This window comes from Agromyces sp. NSFZ (genome assembly GCF_056156205.1).
This window is the reverse complement of the sequence record NZ_CM149585.1, coordinates 942,322-962,074: the sequence shown is the minus strand read 5'-3', so window position 1 is coordinate 962,074 and position 19,753 is coordinate 942,322. Positions and strand designations below refer to the sequence as shown.

Genomic DNA, 19,753 nt, shown 5'->3' with positions numbered 1-19,753 from the left:
ACTCCGGGACTTCGGCACTCCGACCCTTCGGCACTCCGGGACTCCGACCCTTCGGCACTCCGGCACTTCGGCACTCCGGGACTTCGGCACTCCGGCACTCCGGCACTCCGGCACTCCGGCACTTCGGCACTCCGGGACTTCGGCACTCCGGCACTCCGGCACTCCGGCACTCCGGCACTCCGGCACTCCGGCACTCCGGCACTCCGGCCCTTCGGAACTCCGGGACTCCGGCACCTCGGCACTTCGGTACCTCGGTACTTCGGCACCCGGGCACTCCGGTACTTCGGCACTCCGGCACCGAGATCGGTGGAGGGACACTCACTTCGCGGGCTGACCGGCACCCACCGAGGGTGCCGTGACCTACTCGAGCGCCGCGATCAGCTCCTCGACGAGCAGCACGACGGAGGAGTCGATGTCGACCTCCGGCGAGAACCCCATGCGCACCACGACGAGGTTCTCCGACGGCACGATGAGCATCTTCTGTCCGTCGTGGCCAGCCGCGTAGAACGTGTCCTCCGGCAGCTCGGGCCAGCGCGGCTCACCGTCGAGCAGGACATTGCCGCGCCATCCCATGCCCGCGCCCGGGTCGTCGGTCTCCTCGACGTCCACGACCGTGAGGCTCTGCGCCATCCAGTCCGTGGGAAGCAGCTGCTCCCCGTTCCACTCCCCGTTCTGCAGCGCGAACTGGCCGATCGCGGCCCAGTCGCGCGGGGTCGCCCACAGGTAGGACGAGCAGACAGGGGTGCCCGCGGCATCCACCTCGAAGATCGCGGAGGTGAGCCCGAGCGGTCCGAGCAGTTCCCGCCTGGGCAGATCGGCCGTCACTCCGGCGCGCTCGGCCAGCACCGAGCAGAGCATGTTGGTGCTGCCGCTCGAGTACTGCTGCACGGTGCCGGGCTCGTGGTCGAGCGGCAGGCTCGCGACGTAGTCGGCCATGTCGGGCTCGAGGTAGAGCATGCGGGTGATGGGCGTGCCGAGATCGTAGGTCTCGTCCCACCGCAGGCCGCTCGTCATGCGCAGCAGGTCCTCGACGGCGATGTCGGCGCGCTCGTCGGTCCACTCGGGGCGCAGGTGGTCGTCGTCGAGCGAGACTAGGCCCTGCTCGACGAGCACGCCGGTGAGCAGCGACGCCACGCTCTTCGACATCGACCAGCCGAGCTGAGGCGTCTCGGCGTCGAATCCCTCGGCGTAGCGTTCGGCGACCAGCTCGCCGTCCTTGACCACGACGATGCCGCGCGTGCCGAGCTGCTCCGCAGCGGGCGCGGCGAGCTCATCGCCGAAGGCGCGACCGAGCGCCGCCTCGATCTCGGGCGTCGCGGCAGGGGCCGCGGCGTCCGTGAACGGATTCGCAGCGCCCTCGATCGCGGTGGCCTCGCCCAGGTCGGGGCGGTGCTTCGCGAGCGTGCAGCCGAAGTCCTCGGTGTACCACGCCCGCTGGCGAGCCAGCGCGTTCAACAGCGAACCGGTCGCCACCTCCTCGTCGATGTCGACGCGCAGGTACGGCACCAGCGGGTTCGACGGAAGGTCGGACGCGGGATCGTCGCGGCCGGCGACCTGGGTCACGGCGCAGGCGTTGTGGGCGTCGTAGCCGGTGGCGGTCAACAGGATCGGCTGCTGCCACGCGTACACACCGGCGAATGCGGCGATCAGGATCAGGACGAGGACGGCGACGACGACGACCACACGACGGAGTATGCGCACCAGCGGATGCTATCCGAACGACACCGGTCCACACGTCCCCCACACTGGGCGACTGCCGTGGATCCGAGCCCGCACCTCAGCGTCCGAGCAACGAGTTGAGCCAGTCCGGGCCGGCGACGAGCACGCCGCCTCCGAGGTGGGCGCGGAGACCACGGTCGGCCGTGACGACGAGCACCGCCGCTCCCTCCTCGACGGCGTCGAGCGCGGCCCCCGCGGATGCCACGATCGCGGTGTCGCCCTCGCCGGTCGCCCGCACGACGTCGATGCCATCGGGAACTCCGGCAGCCTTCGCCTCCCCCTCGACGACGGCGATGATCCGGCCGATGTGCAGCGGCTCGCCGTCGGGTCCGTCGACCGATCGGCCGACCAGCGCCGGAAGCCCGTCGAGCAGCCGGGTCGCCGCGGCGGCACGATCCCTCCACCAGCCGTCGGGACGCGATCCCATCACGTTCGCCACGTCGACCACCACGATCACGAGCCGAGCGGATGCCGCGTCGCCGACCATGCCGCTCAACGCACCAGGCGGGGCGGCGACCCAGGAAGCGCCGGCGCTGCGGCCGTCGCCTGCGCGGCCGCGCCCGAACCGAGTTCGGCGACGGGAGCGGCGACCGCAGCGACGGCATCGAGCCGCGCGAGCAGCCCGACGAGGTATCGTGCGACATCCTCGAGTTCGTCCTTCGTCGGCACCCAGTGCACCGCGCCGGCGACCGACTTCGTGAGTGCGTCGAACTGCTGTGCGAAGATGCCCGAGAGACTGCGCACGGAGTAGCCCGCGTCATCCACCAGGTATCGCACCGCGCGCATCCGCTCGGCCTCGTCGAGGCCGCCCTCGTCGGTCGCCAGGCCCGCACGCAGGATCGCGGATGCATCGACGAGCAGCGCGAAGTCCTCGGCGCTGAGGCCGAGCGCGTCGCCGAGACCGAGCAGCCCCGGGTCGTCGGCGATGCGAGCGGGATCCAGGATGCCGCGCCGTTCGAGCGGCACCCGGACCGCCGCGAACCGCTCGATCTGCCACGGAGACACGATGGGCGCAAGCACGAGTTCGCGCATCCGCGGCTCGCGGCCGAGCAGCATGAGTTCGGGGTCGCGCGCGGCCTCGCGCTGGTAGTAGTCGACGTAGCGCGCATAGCGCACGCCGCGGATCGCCTCCTCGACGAGCAGGTCGCGCTCGTCGTCGGCCTCGATGGCCCGTGCCCGGCGCGCGGTGAAGCAGGCGTACGAGTAGCGGATCTCGATCTCGAGCGAAGCGCCCGCATCCGCCAGCCAGCGACGAGCAGCCGCGGCCTGTCGCGACATCGACGCCCCGCCCGGAGCCTCCGCGGAGGCATCCGCCATGCCCCACTCCCCCAGGACCCCGGGATTGAAGATCACATAGCACAGCGCCGCGCGCGCCCGCATTCGCGCGAGCACCCTGCTCGGGTCACGGCGGGGACCGCCGTTCTCGTACTCGAGCAGGGCGAGGTAGCGGTCGATGGCGGCCCGGATGCGATCGCGCCGGTCTGCCACGGCCGACTCGACGACGCCATCGACACCGCCATCGACGCCGCTCAGACGGCCGACGTCGCCGCCCCCGGCCTCGTCGAGGTCGACGAACGCGGCCCAGTTGCGCGCGACGGTCATGTACAGCATGAGGGTGCGCAGGAGCATCGCGCGCGGCTCGGGCTCCATCGGCCGCGCGCGACGCAGATCGTCGAGGCGGGTGCGGATGCTGCGGAGGGCATGCACGTCGGAGGGATCGAGGCGCTGCCCCCCGAGCTCGGCGGCGACCCGCACGTACGTGTGCCAGACCTTCGGCTTCACGTCGTCGAAGATCGCACCCTCGCCGCTCAGCCACGCGGCCTGGTTGATGATCGGCTCGAGCCGGTCGAGGAACTTCTCGAGCGCGGCGCGGTCGTCGAGCTGCTCGTACCGGTCGTAGACCCGGTCGTACTCGGCGAGGATGCTCGTCGGGTCCTCCTCGATGGCGCGACTGAGGTAGTGCCGGCGTTCGTCGCCCCGGGTCATCCGCGCGAGCCCGAGGTAGCCGATCGACTTCCAGCTCGTCGCCCGGTAGAAGCCGCGCACATCGGGGTACCGCTCGGCCATCGTCATCGCGGTGAAGCCCGCGGCGAGCGCGAGCAGCTTGCGGTGCTGGTCGGGCTGCGGCGAGTCCCATTCGAGGGCGAGCTCGACCTCGTCGAGCGGATGCCCGTTGCGCCGGAGCGTGGCGATGGCCGAGCGTTCGTCGAGGATCGTCACCTGCAGCATCCACGGAGCCGAGTTGAACAGGACCTGGAACAGCCAGGCGAGCGCGGAGGCGATGCCGCTGCCGCTGCGGTCGGCGATCGCGATGAACTCGCCGAGGTCGGGTGTGCTCGGCCGCTCGACGCGTTCGTTCGGATCGTCGAGGTTCGCGTTGCGCACCTGCATGAGCGCGTCGATCGACCACGACGTGTTGGCCGAGCCGTCCGGCCCGAGCACCTTGGCGTCGAGCCGCGACCGCGTCGCGAGCCCGGGGCCGAGCACGGCGACGGCGGCGAGCGCGAGCGGCAGCGCGACGAGCACCCACGCGGCGAACCCGTCATCGGCGTACGCCGTCGCGATCACGATGACGATCGGCGTGATTCCGACGAGCACCCACCCCCCGAGCCGCAGCGCCGCGCCGGTGCGGCGCCGGATCTTCAGGTTGCGCACGCCGGGTAGGATCGCCACGAGCCGCGCGGCGACGGCGAGCACGAGCCATCCGACGAGCAGCGCGAGCAGCGCATCGGCGAGGGGCACGAGACCCGCGTCGACGAAGCCGTCCCACCGCGCACCGACGGCGGCCGTCCAGCCGCTGAGCGTGGAGGTCTCGCCGAGATCGGCGGTGCAGCCCGCGAGCGCGAGCGTACCCCCGATCGCGAGTGCCGCCGTCGGTACTCGGAACCGTCGACCTCGAGTTCCGTGCGTTCGCATGATCCGCGCCTGCCTGGCGCGAGTCTAGTGATCCGCCGGCGCGCCGGGACAGTGCCAGCCCTGAACTGGGGGCGGGATCGACGGGCTCAGACCGGCCGCACCGGCTCGAGGAGCTGCACCCGGTCGAGCGCCGGCGCGGGGACCGTCGGGCTGCGCGATGAGCATCGTCATCGTCCAGCTCCACGCGTCCTTCTGCCGGGTCACGAACGTCTCGGGATCGTCAGCGCGCCACAGCCCCTCGAGCGGCGCGACCACGAAGTCACGGCCGGCGGCACGTCGACGATCGCGAAGTCCCGAACGGATGCCCCGTACAGCTCACGCCGCTCGCGCTTCACGTCGTACTTCTCGTTCGCGGTGCTCGCCATGCGCGTCGTTACGACACCCCACGGACAGACGTCGGCCGGAACGGGTACGGACGTCATTCGAGGACCACGATGACCAGCCGATGCATCCGTTGCACCAGTTCCTCGATGAACTGCTCGGCGACCTGCACCTCACCGGGCGTGGGAATCCAGAACATCGCCTCCGCGAGCTCATCGCGAAGCTCCTCGTACGACCGCGCGTGCGCGACCAGCAGCGTCGCCGGCGAGTGACCCTCGACATCGAGCAGATGCCGCACCGCCCGCATGCGGGCGACGTCGCCGAGTCCGGTGAACCGAATCGCCTGCGCGGCGTCGAGGATCTTGGCACCGTCGATCAACGACACCGCTTCGCCCGAGGCGAGTCCGGTTCGCTCGATGACCCGTGCGGCGAGCGCTTCGTCGGACAGCCAGGCCGGATGACTGACACCGGCCCCCTTCAGCGCCGTCTGATGCTTCGTGAAACGCCGGATGTCCCACTCGTCGAATCGTCCGAGTACGGCGGTCCGCATCAGCTCGTCATGCCCGAGCGGGCGGAATTCCGGATCGTGGATCGCGATCCGACGGTACTCCTCTTCCTGCCGGCACACCGGCTCCAACTTGCCCGCGATCTTCGCCGTGTCCGTCTTCGGCGACCACCGCAGCCGTTCACGAGCCAGATAGCAGGCACACGAGTACCGGACCTCGAACTCGTTCGACGTCATCGCCTGATGCGTCCAGGTCTCCGAACGTTCACGTCGATTCACCCGGCCGGCTGCGCCGCTGACGTAGCTGCCGATCGGCGCCGGCTCGTGGTCTTCGTCGCCTTCGGGCCAGCCCAGCTCCTCACGGAGGATCAGATAGCAGAGCCCGGCCCGTTGCTCCATGCGGGCGAACCAGTTCTCGAGAGACGGGTAGGCGCCTGGCCGACGATTCGCGAGAAGGTCGATGAACCGCTCGATGATCGCTCTCGGCTCTGCGTGGGCCGGCCGCCGTTCGCCCGTCTGCCAGTCCCCCACCGGCACGAGCATGGACCAGTTCCTGATCGCCACCGTGTAGGCGGCCATGAGCCGGAGGAGCTGGAGTTGCGGCTCATGTCCGTCTCGCGCGACGTGGTCGTGCCAGGGCTGGAGTGGCACCCCCTGCAGCGCGTCGATGCGGACACCGGCTTGCTTGGCAGCCACCCACATCATGGCCTCGAGGCGCCCGATGTACCAGGAGAGCGCATCCGCATCGACGGGGCGGTCCTGAGCGTGACGACGGACGTCTTCGTACTCGGCGAGGAGGCTCGCGGGGTCCTCGTGAATCGCTCGATCCAGATCGGCGACTCGTGTCTCGGATCTTCGCGGGAGCGCGATCTGCAGCCAACCGATGCCCTTCCACCCACAGGCGCCGTAGAAGCCGACGATGTCGGGATACCTCGCTGCGACACCCGTCGCCGCGAATGCAGCCGCCATCGTCAGCAGTTCGCGAGGGTGGTCACTGTCGGCGGCGTCGCGCGGCAGGCGGAAGGACATCTCGTCCATCAGATGGCCGTTCCGGAAGAGCGCCGCCGCACCCGAGCCGGCGTCGAAGATCGCGACATCCAACCGCCATGGCGTGAGGTTGAAGAGCAACGACGCGAGCGTTCCCGAGAGTTTCAGGGCCCAGTTGTCCGTCTTGCTCGCGACTGCGATGACCTCGCTGAGGTCGGAAGCGCTCGGCTGCTCCACCCTGCCACGAGCGTCGTCGGCGTTCATCGATCGCATGGTGGCGAGCAGCTCCGCCTTCCACGCTCCGTTCTCCGCACCATCGGCGGCCGCGACGACGACGTCCATCCGAGGCCTGGTCGCCAACCCGAGGGTGAGGAGCACCACGGCGAGCGCCGCGATGACGACGATGCCCCACGTCAGGGCGGGTGGGAGGCCGATGCTCGGTGACACGACGAACGCGACCGACGCCGCCGCAGCCAGCAGGAAACCGGCGATGCGAAACCACGTACCGGTGGTCCGCCGGATCCGCAGGTCACGCAGGTTCGCCATCATCGCGAGCAGGCGCGCGAGGAGGACCAGGAGCAGCCAGATCAGGACCGCGATCGCGGCCACCGAGATGATCGGCAGGATCGTACCGGTGTAGAAGGCATCCCAGTCGTCGCTGATCTCGACGGCCTCCAGAGCGACGCGGGCCGGCAGCACGGATGCATCGGCGGCGAACTCCGCCCCCCATGGCCCAGTGTCACCCATGGTCCCCCCGACCCGGCTCGACCGTCGTTCCTCCAGCGTGGTACGCGACCGGGCGGGCTGTCAGTCCTCCTTTGCGAGGACCCGACCGCGGGTCACACCCACTCGAACCCGTCGGGGTCGACGAACGAGCCTCCGTTCCCGGTGATCCGGATGCGGTGCGAACCCGAGCCGTCGGGCGAGACACCGGCCGACTTGGCGAGTGCGCGACGCTTGTAGAGGCCGAGGCCGATCGGGCTTCCCGGCGTGGCGAAGTCGACGTAGCTGCCGAAGCTCTTCGCGACCGAGAGTCCGCGGGCGGCGTAGAACCGCTTGCTCGCCGCCACATCCTCGACCCCGAGCAGCAGGACGACGTTGTCGAACTCGCGGGCGGCCGGTGCGGAGTCCTTCTTCGCGGAGGTCGCGAGGTTCCAGATCGCTCCGTCCGGCGCCTGCACGACGCCCCCGAAGCCCCAGAGCGACTTCTCGACCGGCTTCAGCACGACTGCACCGGCGGCCACGGCTGCGTCGAACAGGGCGACCACGTTGCCCGGCTGCGCGGTGACGAGCGACATCGTGAATCCGCGGAACCCGTCGGTCGGGCTCTCGGCGGGGCGCGTGCGGACCCGGTCGAGGCCGAAAGCCTCGCGGTAGAAGCGCGCGGCGGCCTCGGGGTCGTCGGCTTCGAGCGTGATCGTTTCGATGGACGTGAGGGTCATGGACTCGGTGGTGTTCATGGCACCGACGCTACGCGCGAGCATCAGCGAGGGCTTCTCGATTCCTGACCGATCGGCATCCACCTTCGACTGTACCCTGTGACAGAATGCTGTACGTGCGTACAGTCCCTTTCTCCGATGCCGACCTCACGGCGCGCGCCCGCATCGTCTCGAGCGCACTCGATCGATTCGCCCGCCACGGCTTCGAGGCGGCCACCATGCGCGACATCGCGCGGGACGCGGGCGTCAGCACGGCGCTCGTCACGCATCACTTCGGCACGAAGCAGGCCCTGCGCGAGGAGTGCGACGCGCGTGTCGCACGGTTCATCGCCGAGAAGCAGATCAGCGCGCCGACGCCGTCCGACGTGCTCGGCGAGGTGCTCGGCACGTTCGGCCCGTACGTGGCGCGCATGCTCGGCGCTGGTGGCGCGGCATCCGATGCACTGTTCGATCGGCTCCTCGAGGTGGCGCGCGCGATGATCGCCGCCGGCTCGGCCGACGGCTGGCTCCGACCCTCGCGCGACCCCGAGGCGCAGGCCGCCGCGCTCGTGCTGCTCGGCGTCGCACCGTTCCTCGTGCTCGGGCCGCTCACCACCTGGGGCGGCGGCGATGCGGATGCCGCACTCGGCCGAATCGCCGTACCGCTCGCGGAGTTGTACACCCATGGACTCACGACCGACGACCGGCTCCTCGCCGCCGCCGGCCTCGCGACAGAGGAGACACGATGAAGATCCTGATGCTCACCGCCGGCTCGCGCGGCGACGTCGAACCGTTCGCCGCGCTCGCACGACGGGCCGCCGCATCCGGTCACGACGTACGCCTCGCCGCGCCCGACCGGTCGGGCGCCGACCTCACCGGCATCGACGTGCATAGCCTCGGCGTCGACTTCTCGGCGATGATCGAGTCGCAGGGGGTGTCGCCGCTCGCCGCGATGCGCAACCTCCGCGAGGTGGTGCGGCCGGTCATGCGCGGGGTGATCGTCGGCGCCGCGCACGCCGCCCGCGAGTTCGGGCCCGACGTGATCCTGTGGCATCCGAAGGTGCTGTCGGCGCCGCTGATCGCCGACGCGCTCGACATCCCGCACCTGCTCGTGGAACTCGTGCCGGCGATGACGCCGACCCGCGAGTTCCCCGCCGCCGGCACGGTGACCCGCAGTCTCGGGCCGCCGAACCCGCTCACGTATCGCGCGGCGTCGGCGGCCGGTGCGATGTTCAGACGCGAGGTCGCCGAAGCGGCGTCGGTCATGGGGGTCAAACGTCCGCGTGCCTCGTCGGCGCCTTCGACCACTCTGATGCCGATCAGCCCCGAGATCCTCTCGCGCCCGCACGACTGGCCTGCGACGGTGGTGCTCACGGGAGCGTGGCGGTCGCCGGTCGCGGATGCCGCCGACGCGGCGTCTCGCGTCGATCCGGCGGTCGACGCATTCATGCGCGGCGGCCCGTTCGTCTACGCCGGGTTCGGCTCGATGGCGGCGGGCGACCCGGTCGCCCGCGGACGCGCGCTCGTCGAGGCGGCGCGCGCACGCGGCCTGCGGCTGCTCGCAGCGACCGGGCTCGGCGGCATCGTCGTGCCCGACGACCTGCTGGGCGACGACGTGTTCGCGACCCGCACCGTCGACCACGGTGCGGTACTGCCGCACGCCGTGGCGGCCGTGCATCACGGCGGCATCGGCACGGTGCACGCGGCGATGGCGGCCGGCGCCGTGTCGGTGATCGTCCCGTTCATCGCCGACCAGCCGTTCTGGGGCGCCCGGCTGCACCGGAAGGGGCTCGGGCCGGCCGCGATTCCGCAGCGGCGAGTGACCGCGGCCGGCCTGGGCGGCGCGTTGGCGGCGGCGCCGGGTTACGCCACGGCGGTGCGGGCGGCGGCCGGGCGGATGTCTCGCGAGGACGGCACCGGCGCGGCACTGCAGGTGCTCGAGCGACTCGGCGTGCGGCAGCCGGATTCTCGGGCGTAACCGGAGTCGGCGTTGCCGATCCGGCAAGCCGACGTGCGGACCCGAGGCCGGATTCGTACGCTCGTGGAACAGCGGAAGGACGCACCCGATGAGTCGACACGAGCACCAGCCCGGCGGACACGAGCACCAGGCCGGCGGACACGAGCACCGCGCACCGCAGCCCGCCGACGCGACGGCGGAGATGTTCGAAGCCCCGGCGTGGGAGGAGCGGTACGCGGGCGAGCAGCAGATGTGGAGCGGGAATCCCAATCCGCAGCTCGTCGCCGAGGCGTCGGCGCTGAGCCCGGGCACCGCACTCGACGTGGGCTGCGGTGAGGGCGGCGACGTCATCTGGCTCGCGCAGCAGGGTTGGCGGGCGACCGGCGCCGACTTCTCGGCCAACGGCCTCGCTCGAGCAGCTCGACATGCCGAGGAGGCCGGCGTCGCCGACCGCGTCGACTGGTGGCAGGTCGACGCTCGCACGTTCGCGGCCGAGGGACGGTCGTACGACCTCGTGACCACGCACTACCTGCATCCGCCCGACGCCGGAATGGTCGACGTGGTGCGTCGGCTGGCGGAGGCCGTTGCACCTGGAGGGCACCTCCTGGTGGTGGGGCACGCACCATCGGATGCGTTCACGCACCTGACCGCCGGCCATCGCGATGCGATGTTCCTCGCCGAGGACCTGCTGCCCGGCCTGCCCGGCGACTTCGAGGCGCTCGCGGTCGAGCAGCGGGCGCGCACGGTGGTGCGCGACGGCTCGACCGTCGACATCGAGGATTCGACGCTGCTCGCCCGACGCAGACGGTGATCACCGCGGGTCGCCATTGTGCTCGAAGGCGAGCCACGCCATTCTGAACCAATGAGCGACGCCGACGACTTCCTGGCCTGGGTCAACAGCACACTCCTCGACGCCGAGCGAGCCCAGTTCGACGGCGATGACCGTCCGCGACGGGCGATCTGGTCGAAGACCGAGCCCGTCAGCGTGCTCGGCGCGTGGCGCAGCGGCGTGGGCCGCAGCGACGTCGTCGGCGCGTTCGAGGTCGTCGCCTCGAACTTCTCGAGCTGCACGGAGTACTCGCTCGACCTGATCTCGTACGACGTCGTCGGCGACATGGCCTACACCGTGGGCTACGAGCGCATCACCGCGACGGTCGACGGCAAGCCGCGCACCTTCACCATCCGGGCCACGCAGGTGTACCGACGCGAGAACGGCGAGTGGCGGGTCGTGCACCGGCACGCCGACTCAGTGGCGTAGTCCCGCGCGTGCTTCCCGTCTTCCACACCACGACCCCGGCCCCGACGTGGGGGGACGGCCTCATCACCGGCAGCGGGCGCGTCGGCGCGGTCCTCTTCGGTCCGGCTGACGAACTGCGCCTCTCACTCTCGCACGAGCGCTTCTTCCTGCCCGCCAATCCCCGTCCCCCGGCACCTGAGATCGCCCCAGCGCTGCCTGCGATCCGCGAGGCGATCCTCGCCGGCGACAGCTCACGCGCGAGCAGACTGGTGACCGAAGCGGCCGGGCGATCCGGCTACGACGGCGACCTCATCTGGACGGATCCACTCGGCATCTGCGCGACGTTGACCATCGCGACGCCCGGTGGATCATCGGATGTCCGTCGGTCGATCGACCCCGAGCACGGCGAGGTCGCCGTGTCGTGGACGGACGCCACGGGTGGCCGCCACGCGGTGCGTGCCCTGGCGCCCCGAGACTCCGAGTCGATCCACGTCGCGGTCGAGTCCGACACCGGGATCGTCGCCGGACTCGCCCTGGGCCTCGCGGGTGACGCGGCCGACGCGCTCGAGACGGGCGCTCCCGACTACTCCGGAGCCGTCCGAGCCGCCTTCGAGGTGCAGGGCGACGCCGGACGGGTGACCACGCACACGTCCGATCCCTCGATGACGTCGACCGTGACGGTGCGCGGCCGACTCGCGTGGGTCCGCCCGTCGGAGAACGCCCCACTGCGCGCTCGCCTCGTGGTGCCGCCCGGCGAGCAGGAGCTCATCGCGATCCGGCTCTCGGTCGGGGCGCATGCCCTGACTCCCGGCGGGCCGGAGCCCGACGAGATCGACCGATGGAGATCGCTGCGCACCCGTCAGGCCTCCACCCATGGCGCACTCGTGCGGGCCTCGACGCTCGATCTCGGCGGCGCGTCGTACCCGACCACCGAGGAGCTGTGGGACGCCGCGCGCGCCGGTCAGGCGGAGGCACGGCGAGGCGTGATCGAGGCGGCGTACCTCTCGGGGCGCGCGCACGCCATCGCCTCGACGGGCGACCTGCCCCCGACCCTGCAGGGCGTGTGGCAGGGCAGCTGGAAGCCCGCCTGGTCGGCCGACTACACCATGAACGGCAACGTCCAGAATGGCGGCATCGCCGGCCTGATCGCCACGGGCACGCCCGAGCTGGCCAGGTCGCTGCTGAACCTGGTGCTCCCGTTCCTCGACGACTACCGCGAGAACGCAGGCCGCATCTTCGGCGCCGACGGGATGCTGCTCCCCTCGCGCATGTCGACCCACGGCCTCGCGAATCACTTCCACGAGCACTTCCCGCACCTGTTCTGGGTCGGATGCGGCGGCTGGGTGCTGCGCTTCGCCGCCGACCTCGTGGCGACCACCGGTGACCGGTCGATCGTCGACGATCGGCTCTGGGAGCTCGTCGAGGGCGTCCTGCGCTTCGGCGAGACCGCGACCGTCGCCACGGAGCGCGGGCGCGCATTCGTGCCGGACTACTCGCCCGAGAACGCCCCGGTTGCCGGCGGATCACCGTTGGCGGCCGACAGCACGATCGACGTCGCGATCCACCGTGACGCGGCACGTGCCGCCGCGGTGCTCGCCGACGCACGAGACGACCACTCGCTGGACGAACGCTGGCGGCGGCTCGTGGCGAGCCTTCCGGCGTACCGCCGCGCCGACGACGGCACCCTCGCCGAATGGATCTCGCCCCTGTGGCCCGAGAACCACGCGCACCGGCACGCGTCGCAGCTGTACCCGCTGTGGTACGAGCCCGACCCGGCCTTCGAGGGCCCGTCGCCCGACGCCACCGGGCTGCGCGAGGCCGCCGCCGCGACCGTCGCGGCCAAGATCGCGTGGCGGGCCGAGGATCCGACGGCACCCCCAGGCCGCATGGAGATGGCCTTCGGTCTCGTGCAGCTCGGGCTCGCCGCCGCCGCCCTCGGCGACGCCCGGTCGGCGCTGAGGTGCGTCGAATGGCTCGCCGTGGACCACTGGCGACCCGCGCTGACGACGACGCACGACGCGGGCAGGATCTTCAACCTCGACGCGAGCGGCGGCCTGCCGGCACTGGTCGCCGCGATGCTGCTGAACTCCACGACGGACAGCCTCACGATCCTGCCCGCGCTCCCCCGGGAATGGCGCCGCGGCTCGATCACGGGCCTGCGGGCACGGGGCGGCATCGTCGTCGATCGGCTGGCATGGGACGATGACGGCTGCACGCTGACGCTGCACGGCCTCGCCGAGGCGAGCTGGCTGCGCCCCGACGGCCGCCTGCGGCTTCGGTCACGGTATCCGTTGCTCATCGACGGCCGATCTGTCGAGGGCGTCACGATCGAGGTGCCGGAGCATCCGGTGACGCTGCGAATGGAATGGGACCGCTCGCGCACGACGGCTGCCTGACGCCCACCTGGTCGGCCGCGACATCCGGCCGCGGTACCTACCCCTGCACGATCGATGCCACGGCCCAGGGCTGCAGCTCGAGGTCCAGCTCGAGCGTCCCGATGTCGGACGCCACGAGGGAGAACCGCTCGAGCCCGTCGGCGACGTCCTTCAGGTGCGCGGTCTGCGCGGGCGTGAGGTTCTGCGGTGAGCCCATGCGATACCACTCCTCGGCGACGTCACCGTGGTCGAGGTCGAGCACCGAGACCAGGAAGACGGCTCCGGGCTCGAGCCCGGCGAGGGTGTGGCGCACCCGGCGGGCCGGACCGACGGCGCGCAGGTCCCGGGTGGCGGCGTAGGAATCACGCGATCCCACCGAACGCGCACCCATCTCGGCGGGGTAGTTGAAGAACACGGCGGAGAGCTTCGAGGTCTCGGAGTCCTGCGCGATGAGGCCGTGGGGCATCGAGTGCACGACCCGGTCGCCAAGGCGCGCCAACGCGGCGAAGGCGTGGAAGGTCGGCTTGTGGATCCCCTGCTCGTTCATGATGCCGAAGCCGCCGTGGAAGGGACCGATGCCGGCTCCGCCCTCCTCGAACACGTCGGTGAACGTCCAGTACGACGAGATGGTCTCGGCCAGGTCGGTGCACTGCAGGTAGGCACGCGTGATGTAGGTCGCCGCGTGGACGGTGTCGTGGATGCTGTCGCGGCTCGACGGCGTGGTGGACCACTCGGTGATGTGCACCTCGGCGCCGGGATACGGGCTCTCGGCGATGAGCCGGCGCAGCAGGGTGAGGTCGTCGAGCGTCGCGTCCGCGTAGCGGCTGATGAGCCGGGCGTCGCCCCCGGCGCCGAACGCGTAGTCGGTGGGGTACACGTGCGTGGTCACGAAGTCGACGGGGAGGGATCGCTCGGCACACCACTCGAGGAACTCCTCGATCCACACCGGCCGCCAGTCGAGGGCGTCGACGTCGTCGGCGGCGGCTGTCTCGAACTGGGCCTCGCGGTCCTCCGTCTCGCCGTCGTAGCGTGCATCCGGGACGAAGACACTGGTCGACGGGCCGCCGACCTTCAGCCGAGCATCGATCGCCTTGATCGCGGTGACCGTGGCCTCGTAGAGCTCGAAGTACTGCGTCTTGGTGCCGGTCCAGAAGTGGGGCACCAGGTTGGGCTCGTTCCACACCTCGAACGGCCACTGCACGACCTCATCGATGCCGTAGCGATCGATCCAGTGCTGGATCGTGACCGTCACGAGCTCGACCCAGCGGTCCAGGTCCTTCGGCGGGCTCGCGTGGGCGCCCCACCGGAACACGGTCTCCGTGTCGGTCGCGAGGTCACGCGGGAGGAAGCCGAGCTCCACGAACGGACGCGCGCCGCTCTGAAGGACGAAGTCGAACACCTTGTCGACGTAGCTGAACGTGAACGCGTGCCCGTCGAGCTCGCCGTCGGGGCCGAAGCCGCCACCGCTCCGCGTCCGGTAGACGAACATGTCGTCGTGGAAGAGGCCGTGGAACCGCACCGAACGCACGCCGAGCACGCTGACCGCCTCGGCGAAGTGGGCCTGCCAGTCGGCGCGGAGCGCCTCGTTGGCGCGGCCGGCGCCGATGCAGCGATTCCACACGTGCCGTAGCTCGCGGCCCTCTGCCGGGTGCCCGTCGACCGTGACGTTCTGGTGGCGGGTCATCGTCGTCATGTTCATTCCATTCGCGAGGGGTTCGGTGGCGTCGTGGCACGACGGAGGGCGGCATCCGCGAGGCTGCGGAGGACGCGACCCGTCGTGCTGCGCGCGTGGGCTGCGGGTCAGCTCAGGTCGAGTTCGACCGTTGCGAACGAGTGCGGCGGCATCCGCACCGACAGGATCCCGTCGGCGAGCTCGGTCTCGAGCGGCTTCGGAGCGACGCGGGACGGGGCATCCGGCTCGTTGAACGCGTTCGTCGCCTCGCCGCCCAGCACGCGCGCTCGACCGACGCGCGCCCCTCGCCCGCGCAGGTCGACCGTCACCTCGAGGTGCTCATCCGCCGACAGGTGCGTCAGCGACAGCAGCGCACCACCATCCTTCGTCGAGGCCGACATCGACAGCAGCGGCATGGCCCGGCCGTCGACGGCGACCGACGGCGCATCGATCACGTGCGTCGTGAGGAGCGAGGCATCCTGATGGCCCTTGTTCATCTCGAACACGTGGTAGGTGGGCGTGGGCACGAGCCGATCGCCGTCGGTGAGCACCATCGCCTGCAGCACGTTCACGGTCTGCGCGATGTTGGCCATCGTGAGCCGGCGGGCGTGCCGGTGGAAGATGTCGAAGTGCAGGCCAGCGACGAGCGCGTCGCGCACGGTGTTCTGCTGGAACAGGAACCCGGGGTTGGTCCCCTCCTCGACGTTCCACCACGTGCCCCACTCGTCGCAGACGAGGCCGATGCGGCCCGCAGGGTCGTAGGAGTCCATCACCGCGACGTGACCGCGGATGATCCGGTCGATGTCGGCGGCGTAGGCCATGGTCTCGTAGAACTGCTTCGCCGTGAACTCGGTGGCGGCCTCGGTGTTGATGCCCGATCCCGAGTGCGTGTAGTAGTGGAACGAGACCGCCTGGTATACGGGGGTGCCGTACAGCCGGCAGCCGAGGCACTCGGTCAGCGACTTCATCAGCACCCTGGTCCAGTCCAGGTCGTCCTCGTTCGCGCCGGCGGCGATGCGGGTGAGCCGGTTGCCCCCGTGATCGCGGCAGAAGGTGGCGTAGCGGCGGGCCTCTTCGGCGTAGTGCTCCGCAGACATGTTGCCGCCGCATCCCCACGCCTCGTTGCCGAGGCCCCAGAAGGGCACCTTCCACGGCTCGTCGCGACCGTTCTCACGACGCAGCCGGGCCATGGGGCTGTCGTCGTCGCGCGTGAGGTACTCGACCCAGTCGGCCATCTCCTGCACGGTGCCGCTGCCGACGTTGCCGTTGACGTACGCGTCGGCGCCGAGCAGCTCGCAGAGGTCCATGAACTCGTGGGTGCCGAAGTGGTTGCTCTCGACGACGTCGCCCCAGTTGGTGTTGGCGATCTTCGGCCGCGACTCGCGCGGCCCGACACCGTCGCGCCAGTGATACGTGTCGGCGAAGCATCCGCCGGGCCACCGCAGGTTGGGGATGTCGAGGTTCCGCAGGGCCTCGACGAGGTCGAGCCGGATGCCGCGCTCGTTCGGGATCGGCGAGTCCTCGCCCACCCAGAACCCGTCGTAGATGCACCGCCCGAGGTGCTCGGCGAAATGCCCGTACACGTGACGGGATATGGTGTGGCCCGTGACATCCAGGTCGATGACGGCGCGCGCCGTGGCGGTCATTGCCGGCTCCAATGCTCAGAGGGGGTGAAGGGCACGAGCGGAGGCCGTTCGGCCGTCGTCTCGAGGGTGACGCGAACGCCGTCGCGGGCGGAGTCGAGGAGCGCGGTCATGATCTCGAGCACGTGCAGCGCGATCGCGCCGTGAGCGCGCCGGCCGCCGTCGTGCAGGAAGTCGATGAGGCCGATGCCCCGGCCGGCGCGCTCGTAGCCCGCACTGGGAGGCAACGCCGCCCATCCGTCGTCATCGAGACGCCGCAGCCGCACCTCGCCGTCGAACAGGTTGGGGTCGGGCACGACCAGCGTGCCCGCCTCGCCGTGCACCTCGATGGGGGCCGCCGTCGTCGCGACGGCGTCGAAGCTGAAGGTCACGGTCGACAGGGCTCCGCCGACGTGTTCGAGCACACCGGTGACGTGCGTGTCCACCTCGACGGGGATGACCTCGCCCGTGCGGGGACCGGAGCCGATGCGTCGCGTGGAACGCGGTCGGGACGACGCCCCGCTCACACGCACGACCGGACCGAGGAGGTGCACGAGCGAGGTCAGGTAGTACGGGCCCATGTCGAACAGCGGACCGCCGCCGTCGCGGTAGTAGAAGTCGGGATGCGGATGCCAGGCCTCGTGGCCGGGCGAGATCCAGGTCGCCACCGCCGAGAGCGGCCGGCCGATGCGGCCGCTCTCGATGGCGTCGCGAGCGGTCTGCACGCCCGTGCCGAGCACGGTGTCGGGGGCGCCACCCACCCACGACCCGTCTGCCGCGGCGAGCAGCTGCCGCGCCTGGGCGAGCGTCGCGGCGAGCGGCTTCTCGCCGTAGACGTGCTTGCCGCGTGCGAGCGCGGCGAGCGCGACCTCCGCGTGCGCCGACGGGATCGTGAGATTCAGTACGGTCTCGACCTCGGGATCCGCGACGAGCTCCGCGACGCTGAGCGCGCGGCATCCCGGGATCGATGCGGCGACTGCGGCCGCGCGCGCATGATCGAGGTCGGCGGTGGCGACGATCCGCACGTCGGGATGCCGCTGCAGGGTGTCGAGGTACGTGCCCGAGATGACCCCGAGTCCGACTATGCCGATTCCGTGCGGCTCGCCCACAGCATTCCCCTCTGGATGATGGTGCGCACGTTGATATCGCGCAGCACGTCGAGACTGTGGCCGGGTGTCGCCACGAAGATGCGCCCCTCGCCCCACCGTCGGGTCCACACGGCCGGCGACGTGATCGCCCGATGCCAGGGATGGTACGGCTGCACCGGATGGGTCGTGGTCGCCAGCACGTCGATGAGGTCGTCGTGCAGCACCCAGTACTGCTCGGTCTTGAGCGTGAAGTCCTCGAGGCCGGCCATGATCTCGTGGGAGCGACCGAGGTCGGTCAGGTCCACCGTGTAGCAGAGGAAGTTGTCGGACTCGTCGCCGGCGCACTGGTCGGGATGCTTCGAGGGATGCGTCGCGAACTGGCCGCCGATGAGGTGCAGGTAGTCGGAGTTGCCGCGGTACGAATCGGCGATGCCGCCGTGCCAGCCGGCCAGGCCCACGCCGCGTTCGACGGCCGACCGCAGGCCGCGGAACGCCTCGGGCGAGATCTCCGACATCGTCACGCTCTGCACGATGAGATCCGTGGCCGTCATGGCGTCGTCGTCGGCGTAGACCTCGTTCGACTCCTCGATGCGCACCTCGAAGCCGTTGCGCTCGAGGAAGGGGATGAAGATCTCCGTCGCCTCGACCGGCCGATGCCCCTGCCATCCTCCGCGGACGACCAGCGCTCGACGCGCGGTCATCAGCGCGCTCCGTCGACGGGGACGTACACGCTGTCGTGGGCGGCGCTCTCCTCGACGGCCGCGAGCACGCGTTGCACGCGCGCGGCCTCCCGGAAGGTCGGCGCGACGGCCCCGTCGCCGGAGATCGCCCGGAGGAAGTCGACGACCTGGTGGGTGAAGAGGTGTTCGTAGCCGAGCCCGTGGCCCGGGGGCCACCACGCTCCGGCGTACGGATGCTCCGGCTCGTTCGCCTGGATGCGCCGGAAGCCCTGGCGACCCGCCGGATCGGTGGCGTCGTAGAACTCGAGTTCGTTCATGGCCCGGAAGTCGAAGGCCACGGAGCCGCGCTCGCCGTTGACCTCGATCCGGTTGGCGTTGCGATGCCCGGTGGCCATGCGGGTCGCCTCGAAGACGCCGAGCGCTCCCCCGGCGAATCCGGCCGTGAAGGCGACGGCATCGTCGACCGTCACGCGCTCGCGCGGCGCGCCCTGCCGTGCTCGCCCGCCGAGACCGACCTGTTCGTCCAGCACGGGCCGCGATTCGACGAAGGTGCGCAGCACGGCGGAGACCCCGACGATGTCGTCGCCGGTCAGCCACTGCGCGGTGTCGATGCTGTGGGCCCCGATGTCGCCGAGCGTCCCCGTGCCGGCACGGGTCTTGTCGAGACGCCAGGTGAACGGCGCATCGGCATCGCTGAGCCAGTCCTGGAGGTACTGGGCGCGCACATGGCGGATCTCGCCGAGCGCACCCTCCTCGACCAGGCGCCGTGCCAGGGCCAGGGCGGGAGTGCGGCGATAGCTGAACCCGCACATGCTCATCGCGCCGCGCGCCAGCGCGTCCTCCGCGGCTGCCGCCATGAGGTCGGCCGCGGCCACGTCGTTCGCGAGCGGCTTCTCGCACATCACGTGCTTGCCAGCCGCGAGGGCGGCGAGGGCGATCTCGGCGTGCGTGTCGCCCGGCGTGCAGATGTCGACGACGTCGATGTCGTCCCGGTCGATCACGCGCCGCCAGTCGGTCGTCGATTCGGCGAACCCGAGGCGAGCCGCAGACGCTACCGTGCGACCGGCGTCGCGGCCGGCGATCACCGAGAGCACCGGCGTGACCGGCAGCTCGAAGAACCTGGGGGCGGTACGCCAGGCGTGGGCGTGCATCCGGCCCATGAACCCCGTGCCGATGAGCGCGATCCGCATCGTCGTCGTCACTGACTCGTCCTTTCACCCGAGGCGGCCGTCCTCGACCCGCGCTCGGGTGCTCAC

Annotated in this window: 16 protein-coding genes; 5 read left to right on the top strand and 11 right to left on the bottom strand. The window is 70.8% G+C overall.

All coding sequences use genetic code 11. The features are described from left to right. Window positions 1–360: 360 nt before the first annotated feature. The 6 genes from ACVFI9_RS04625 to ACVFI9_RS04600 all read right to left on the bottom strand — a co-directional run bounded on the left by ACVFI9_RS04625 (window position 361) and on the right by ACVFI9_RS04600 (window position 7,908). Window positions 361–1,701, bottom strand: coding sequence for a serine hydrolase domain-containing protein (locus ACVFI9_RS04625; protein ID WP_474764873.1), 1,341 nt, complete (start codon window positions 1,699–1,701; stop codon window positions 361–363). Between the two features lie 76 nt (window positions 1,702–1,777). After that, window positions 1,778–2,206 carry a hypothetical protein gene (locus tag ACVFI9_RS04620; RefSeq protein WP_474766370.1) on the bottom strand — a complete coding sequence of 143 codons (429 nt, stop codon included), beginning with the start codon at window positions 2,204–2,206 and terminating at the stop codon, window positions 1,778–1,780. A gap of 5 nt (window positions 2,207–2,211) precedes the next feature. Beyond that, complete coding sequence (locus ACVFI9_RS04615) at window positions 2,212–4,635, bottom strand: hypothetical protein (protein WP_474764872.1); 2,424 nt, start codon at window positions 4,633–4,635, stop codon at window positions 2,212–2,214. 200 nt (window positions 4,636–4,835) lie between these two features. Further along, window positions 4,836–5,000: a hypothetical protein gene (locus ACVFI9_RS04610; protein WP_474764871.1), complete on the bottom strand. Its 165-nt coding sequence runs from the start codon at window positions 4,998–5,000 to the stop codon at window positions 4,836–4,838. A gap of 53 nt (window positions 5,001–5,053) precedes the next feature. Then, complete coding sequence (locus tag ACVFI9_RS04605; RefSeq protein WP_474764870.1) at window positions 5,054–7,195, bottom strand: hypothetical protein; 2,142 nt, start codon at window positions 7,193–7,195, stop codon at window positions 5,054–5,056. 92 nt (window positions 7,196–7,287) lie between these two features. Further along, window positions 7,288–7,908, bottom strand: a complete 621-nt coding sequence (locus ACVFI9_RS04600) for a VOC family protein (protein WP_474764869.1) — start codon at window positions 7,906–7,908, stop codon at window positions 7,288–7,290. A 95-nt stretch (window positions 7,909–8,003) separates the two neighbouring features. On the opposite strand from ACVFI9_RS04600, the gene ACVFI9_RS04595 reads away from it, so the two are divergent. From ACVFI9_RS04595 to ACVFI9_RS04575, 5 genes are all read left to right on the top strand, one after another. Continuing rightward, a complete protein-coding gene (locus ACVFI9_RS04595; RefSeq protein ID WP_474764868.1) occupies window positions 8,004–8,615 on the top strand; it encodes a TetR/AcrR family transcriptional regulator in 612 nt (203 codons plus the stop codon). After that, window positions 8,612–9,844 carry a glycosyltransferase gene (locus ACVFI9_RS04590; RefSeq protein ID WP_474764867.1) on the top strand — a complete coding sequence of 411 codons (1,233 nt, stop codon included), beginning with the start codon at window positions 8,612–8,614 and terminating at the stop codon, window positions 9,842–9,844. Before ACVFI9_RS04595 ends, ACVFI9_RS04590 begins: the two co-directional genes overlap by 4 nt. Window positions 9,845–9,932: 88 nt before the next feature. Then, window positions 9,933–10,634: a class I SAM-dependent methyltransferase gene (locus tag ACVFI9_RS04585; protein WP_474764866.1), complete on the top strand. Its 702-nt coding sequence runs from the start codon at window positions 9,933–9,935 to the stop codon at window positions 10,632–10,634. A gap of 51 nt (window positions 10,635–10,685) precedes the next feature. Continuing rightward, window positions 10,686–11,081 carry a nuclear transport factor 2 family protein gene (locus ACVFI9_RS04580; RefSeq protein WP_474764865.1) on the top strand — a complete coding sequence of 132 codons (396 nt, stop codon included), beginning with the start codon at window positions 10,686–10,688 and terminating at the stop codon, window positions 11,079–11,081. Window positions 11,082–11,089: 8 nt separating this feature from the next. After that, window positions 11,090–13,456, top strand: coding sequence for a glycosyl hydrolase family 95 catalytic domain-containing protein (locus ACVFI9_RS04575; RefSeq protein WP_474764864.1), 2,367 nt, complete (start codon window positions 11,090–11,092; stop codon window positions 13,454–13,456). 37 nt (window positions 13,457–13,493) lie between these two features. Here the strand turns inward: ACVFI9_RS04575 and ACVFI9_RS04570 are convergent, their stop codons facing one another. The 5 genes from ACVFI9_RS04570 to ACVFI9_RS04550 form a co-directional block, all read right to left on the bottom strand. Then, window positions 13,494–15,128, bottom strand: coding sequence for a GH39 family glycosyl hydrolase (locus tag ACVFI9_RS04570; RefSeq protein WP_474764863.1), 1,635 nt, complete (start codon window positions 15,126–15,128; stop codon window positions 13,494–13,496). A 107-nt stretch (window positions 15,129–15,235) separates the two neighbouring features. Then, window positions 15,236–16,753, bottom strand: a complete 1,518-nt coding sequence (locus ACVFI9_RS04565; RefSeq protein ID WP_474764862.1) for an alpha-N-arabinofuranosidase — start codon at window positions 16,751–16,753, stop codon at window positions 15,236–15,238. Beyond that, a complete protein-coding gene (locus ACVFI9_RS04560) occupies window positions 16,750–17,838 on the bottom strand; it encodes a Gfo/Idh/MocA family protein (protein ID WP_474764861.1) in 1,089 nt (362 codons plus the stop codon). Before ACVFI9_RS04560 ends, ACVFI9_RS04565 begins: the two co-directional genes overlap by 4 nt. Further along, entirely contained in the window at window positions 17,811–18,518 is a 708-nt protein-coding gene (locus ACVFI9_RS04555; RefSeq protein WP_474764860.1) for a ThuA domain-containing protein, read from the bottom strand. Before ACVFI9_RS04555 ends, ACVFI9_RS04560 begins: the two co-directional genes overlap by 28 nt. Beyond that, window positions 18,518–19,699, bottom strand: coding sequence for a Gfo/Idh/MocA family protein (locus ACVFI9_RS04550; RefSeq protein ID WP_474764859.1), 1,182 nt, complete (start codon window positions 19,697–19,699; stop codon window positions 18,518–18,520). The genes ACVFI9_RS04555 and ACVFI9_RS04550 overlap by 1 nt, the downstream gene beginning before the upstream one ends. Window positions 19,700–19,753 lie beyond the last annotated feature (54 nt).

Excerpts from the sequence above, each read along its gene's own strand:
- ACVFI9_RS04620 (WP_474766370.1), bottom strand. The coding sequence starts at position 2,206 with ATGGTCGGCGACGCGGCATCCGCTCGGCTCGTGATCGTGGTGGTCGAC.
- ACVFI9_RS04615 (WP_474764872.1), bottom strand. The coding sequence starts at position 4,635 with ATGCGAACGCACGGAACTCGAGGTCGACGGTTCCGAGTACCGACGGCG.
- ACVFI9_RS04610 (WP_474764871.1), bottom strand. The coding sequence starts at position 5,000 with ATGGCGAGCACCGCGAACGAGAAGTACGACGTGAAGCGCGAGCGGCGT.
- ACVFI9_RS04605 (WP_474764870.1), bottom strand. The coding sequence starts at position 7,195 with ATGGGTGACACTGGGCCATGGGGGGCGGAGTTCGCCGCCGATGCATCC.
- ACVFI9_RS04600 (WP_474764869.1), bottom strand. The coding sequence starts at position 7,908 with ATGAACACCACCGAGTCCATGACCCTCACGTCCATCGAAACGATCACG.
- ACVFI9_RS04590 (WP_474764867.1), top strand. The coding sequence starts at position 8,612 with ATGAAGATCCTGATGCTCACCGCCGGCTCGCGCGGCGACGTCGAACCG.
- ACVFI9_RS04585 (WP_474764866.1), top strand. The coding sequence starts at position 9,933 with ATGAGTCGACACGAGCACCAGCCCGGCGGACACGAGCACCAGGCCGGC.
- ACVFI9_RS04580 (WP_474764865.1), top strand. The coding sequence starts at position 10,686 with ATGAGCGACGCCGACGACTTCCTGGCCTGGGTCAACAGCACACTCCTC.
- ACVFI9_RS04570 (WP_474764863.1), bottom strand. The coding sequence starts at position 15,128 with ATGACGACGATGACCCGCCACCAGAACGTCACGGTCGACGGGCACCCG.
- ACVFI9_RS04565 (WP_474764862.1), bottom strand. The coding sequence starts at position 16,753 with ATGACCGCCACGGCGCGCGCCGTCATCGACCTGGATGTCACGGGCCAC.
- ACVFI9_RS04555 (WP_474764860.1), bottom strand. The coding sequence starts at position 18,518 with ATGACCGCGCGTCGAGCGCTGGTCGTCCGCGGAGGATGGCAGGGGCAT.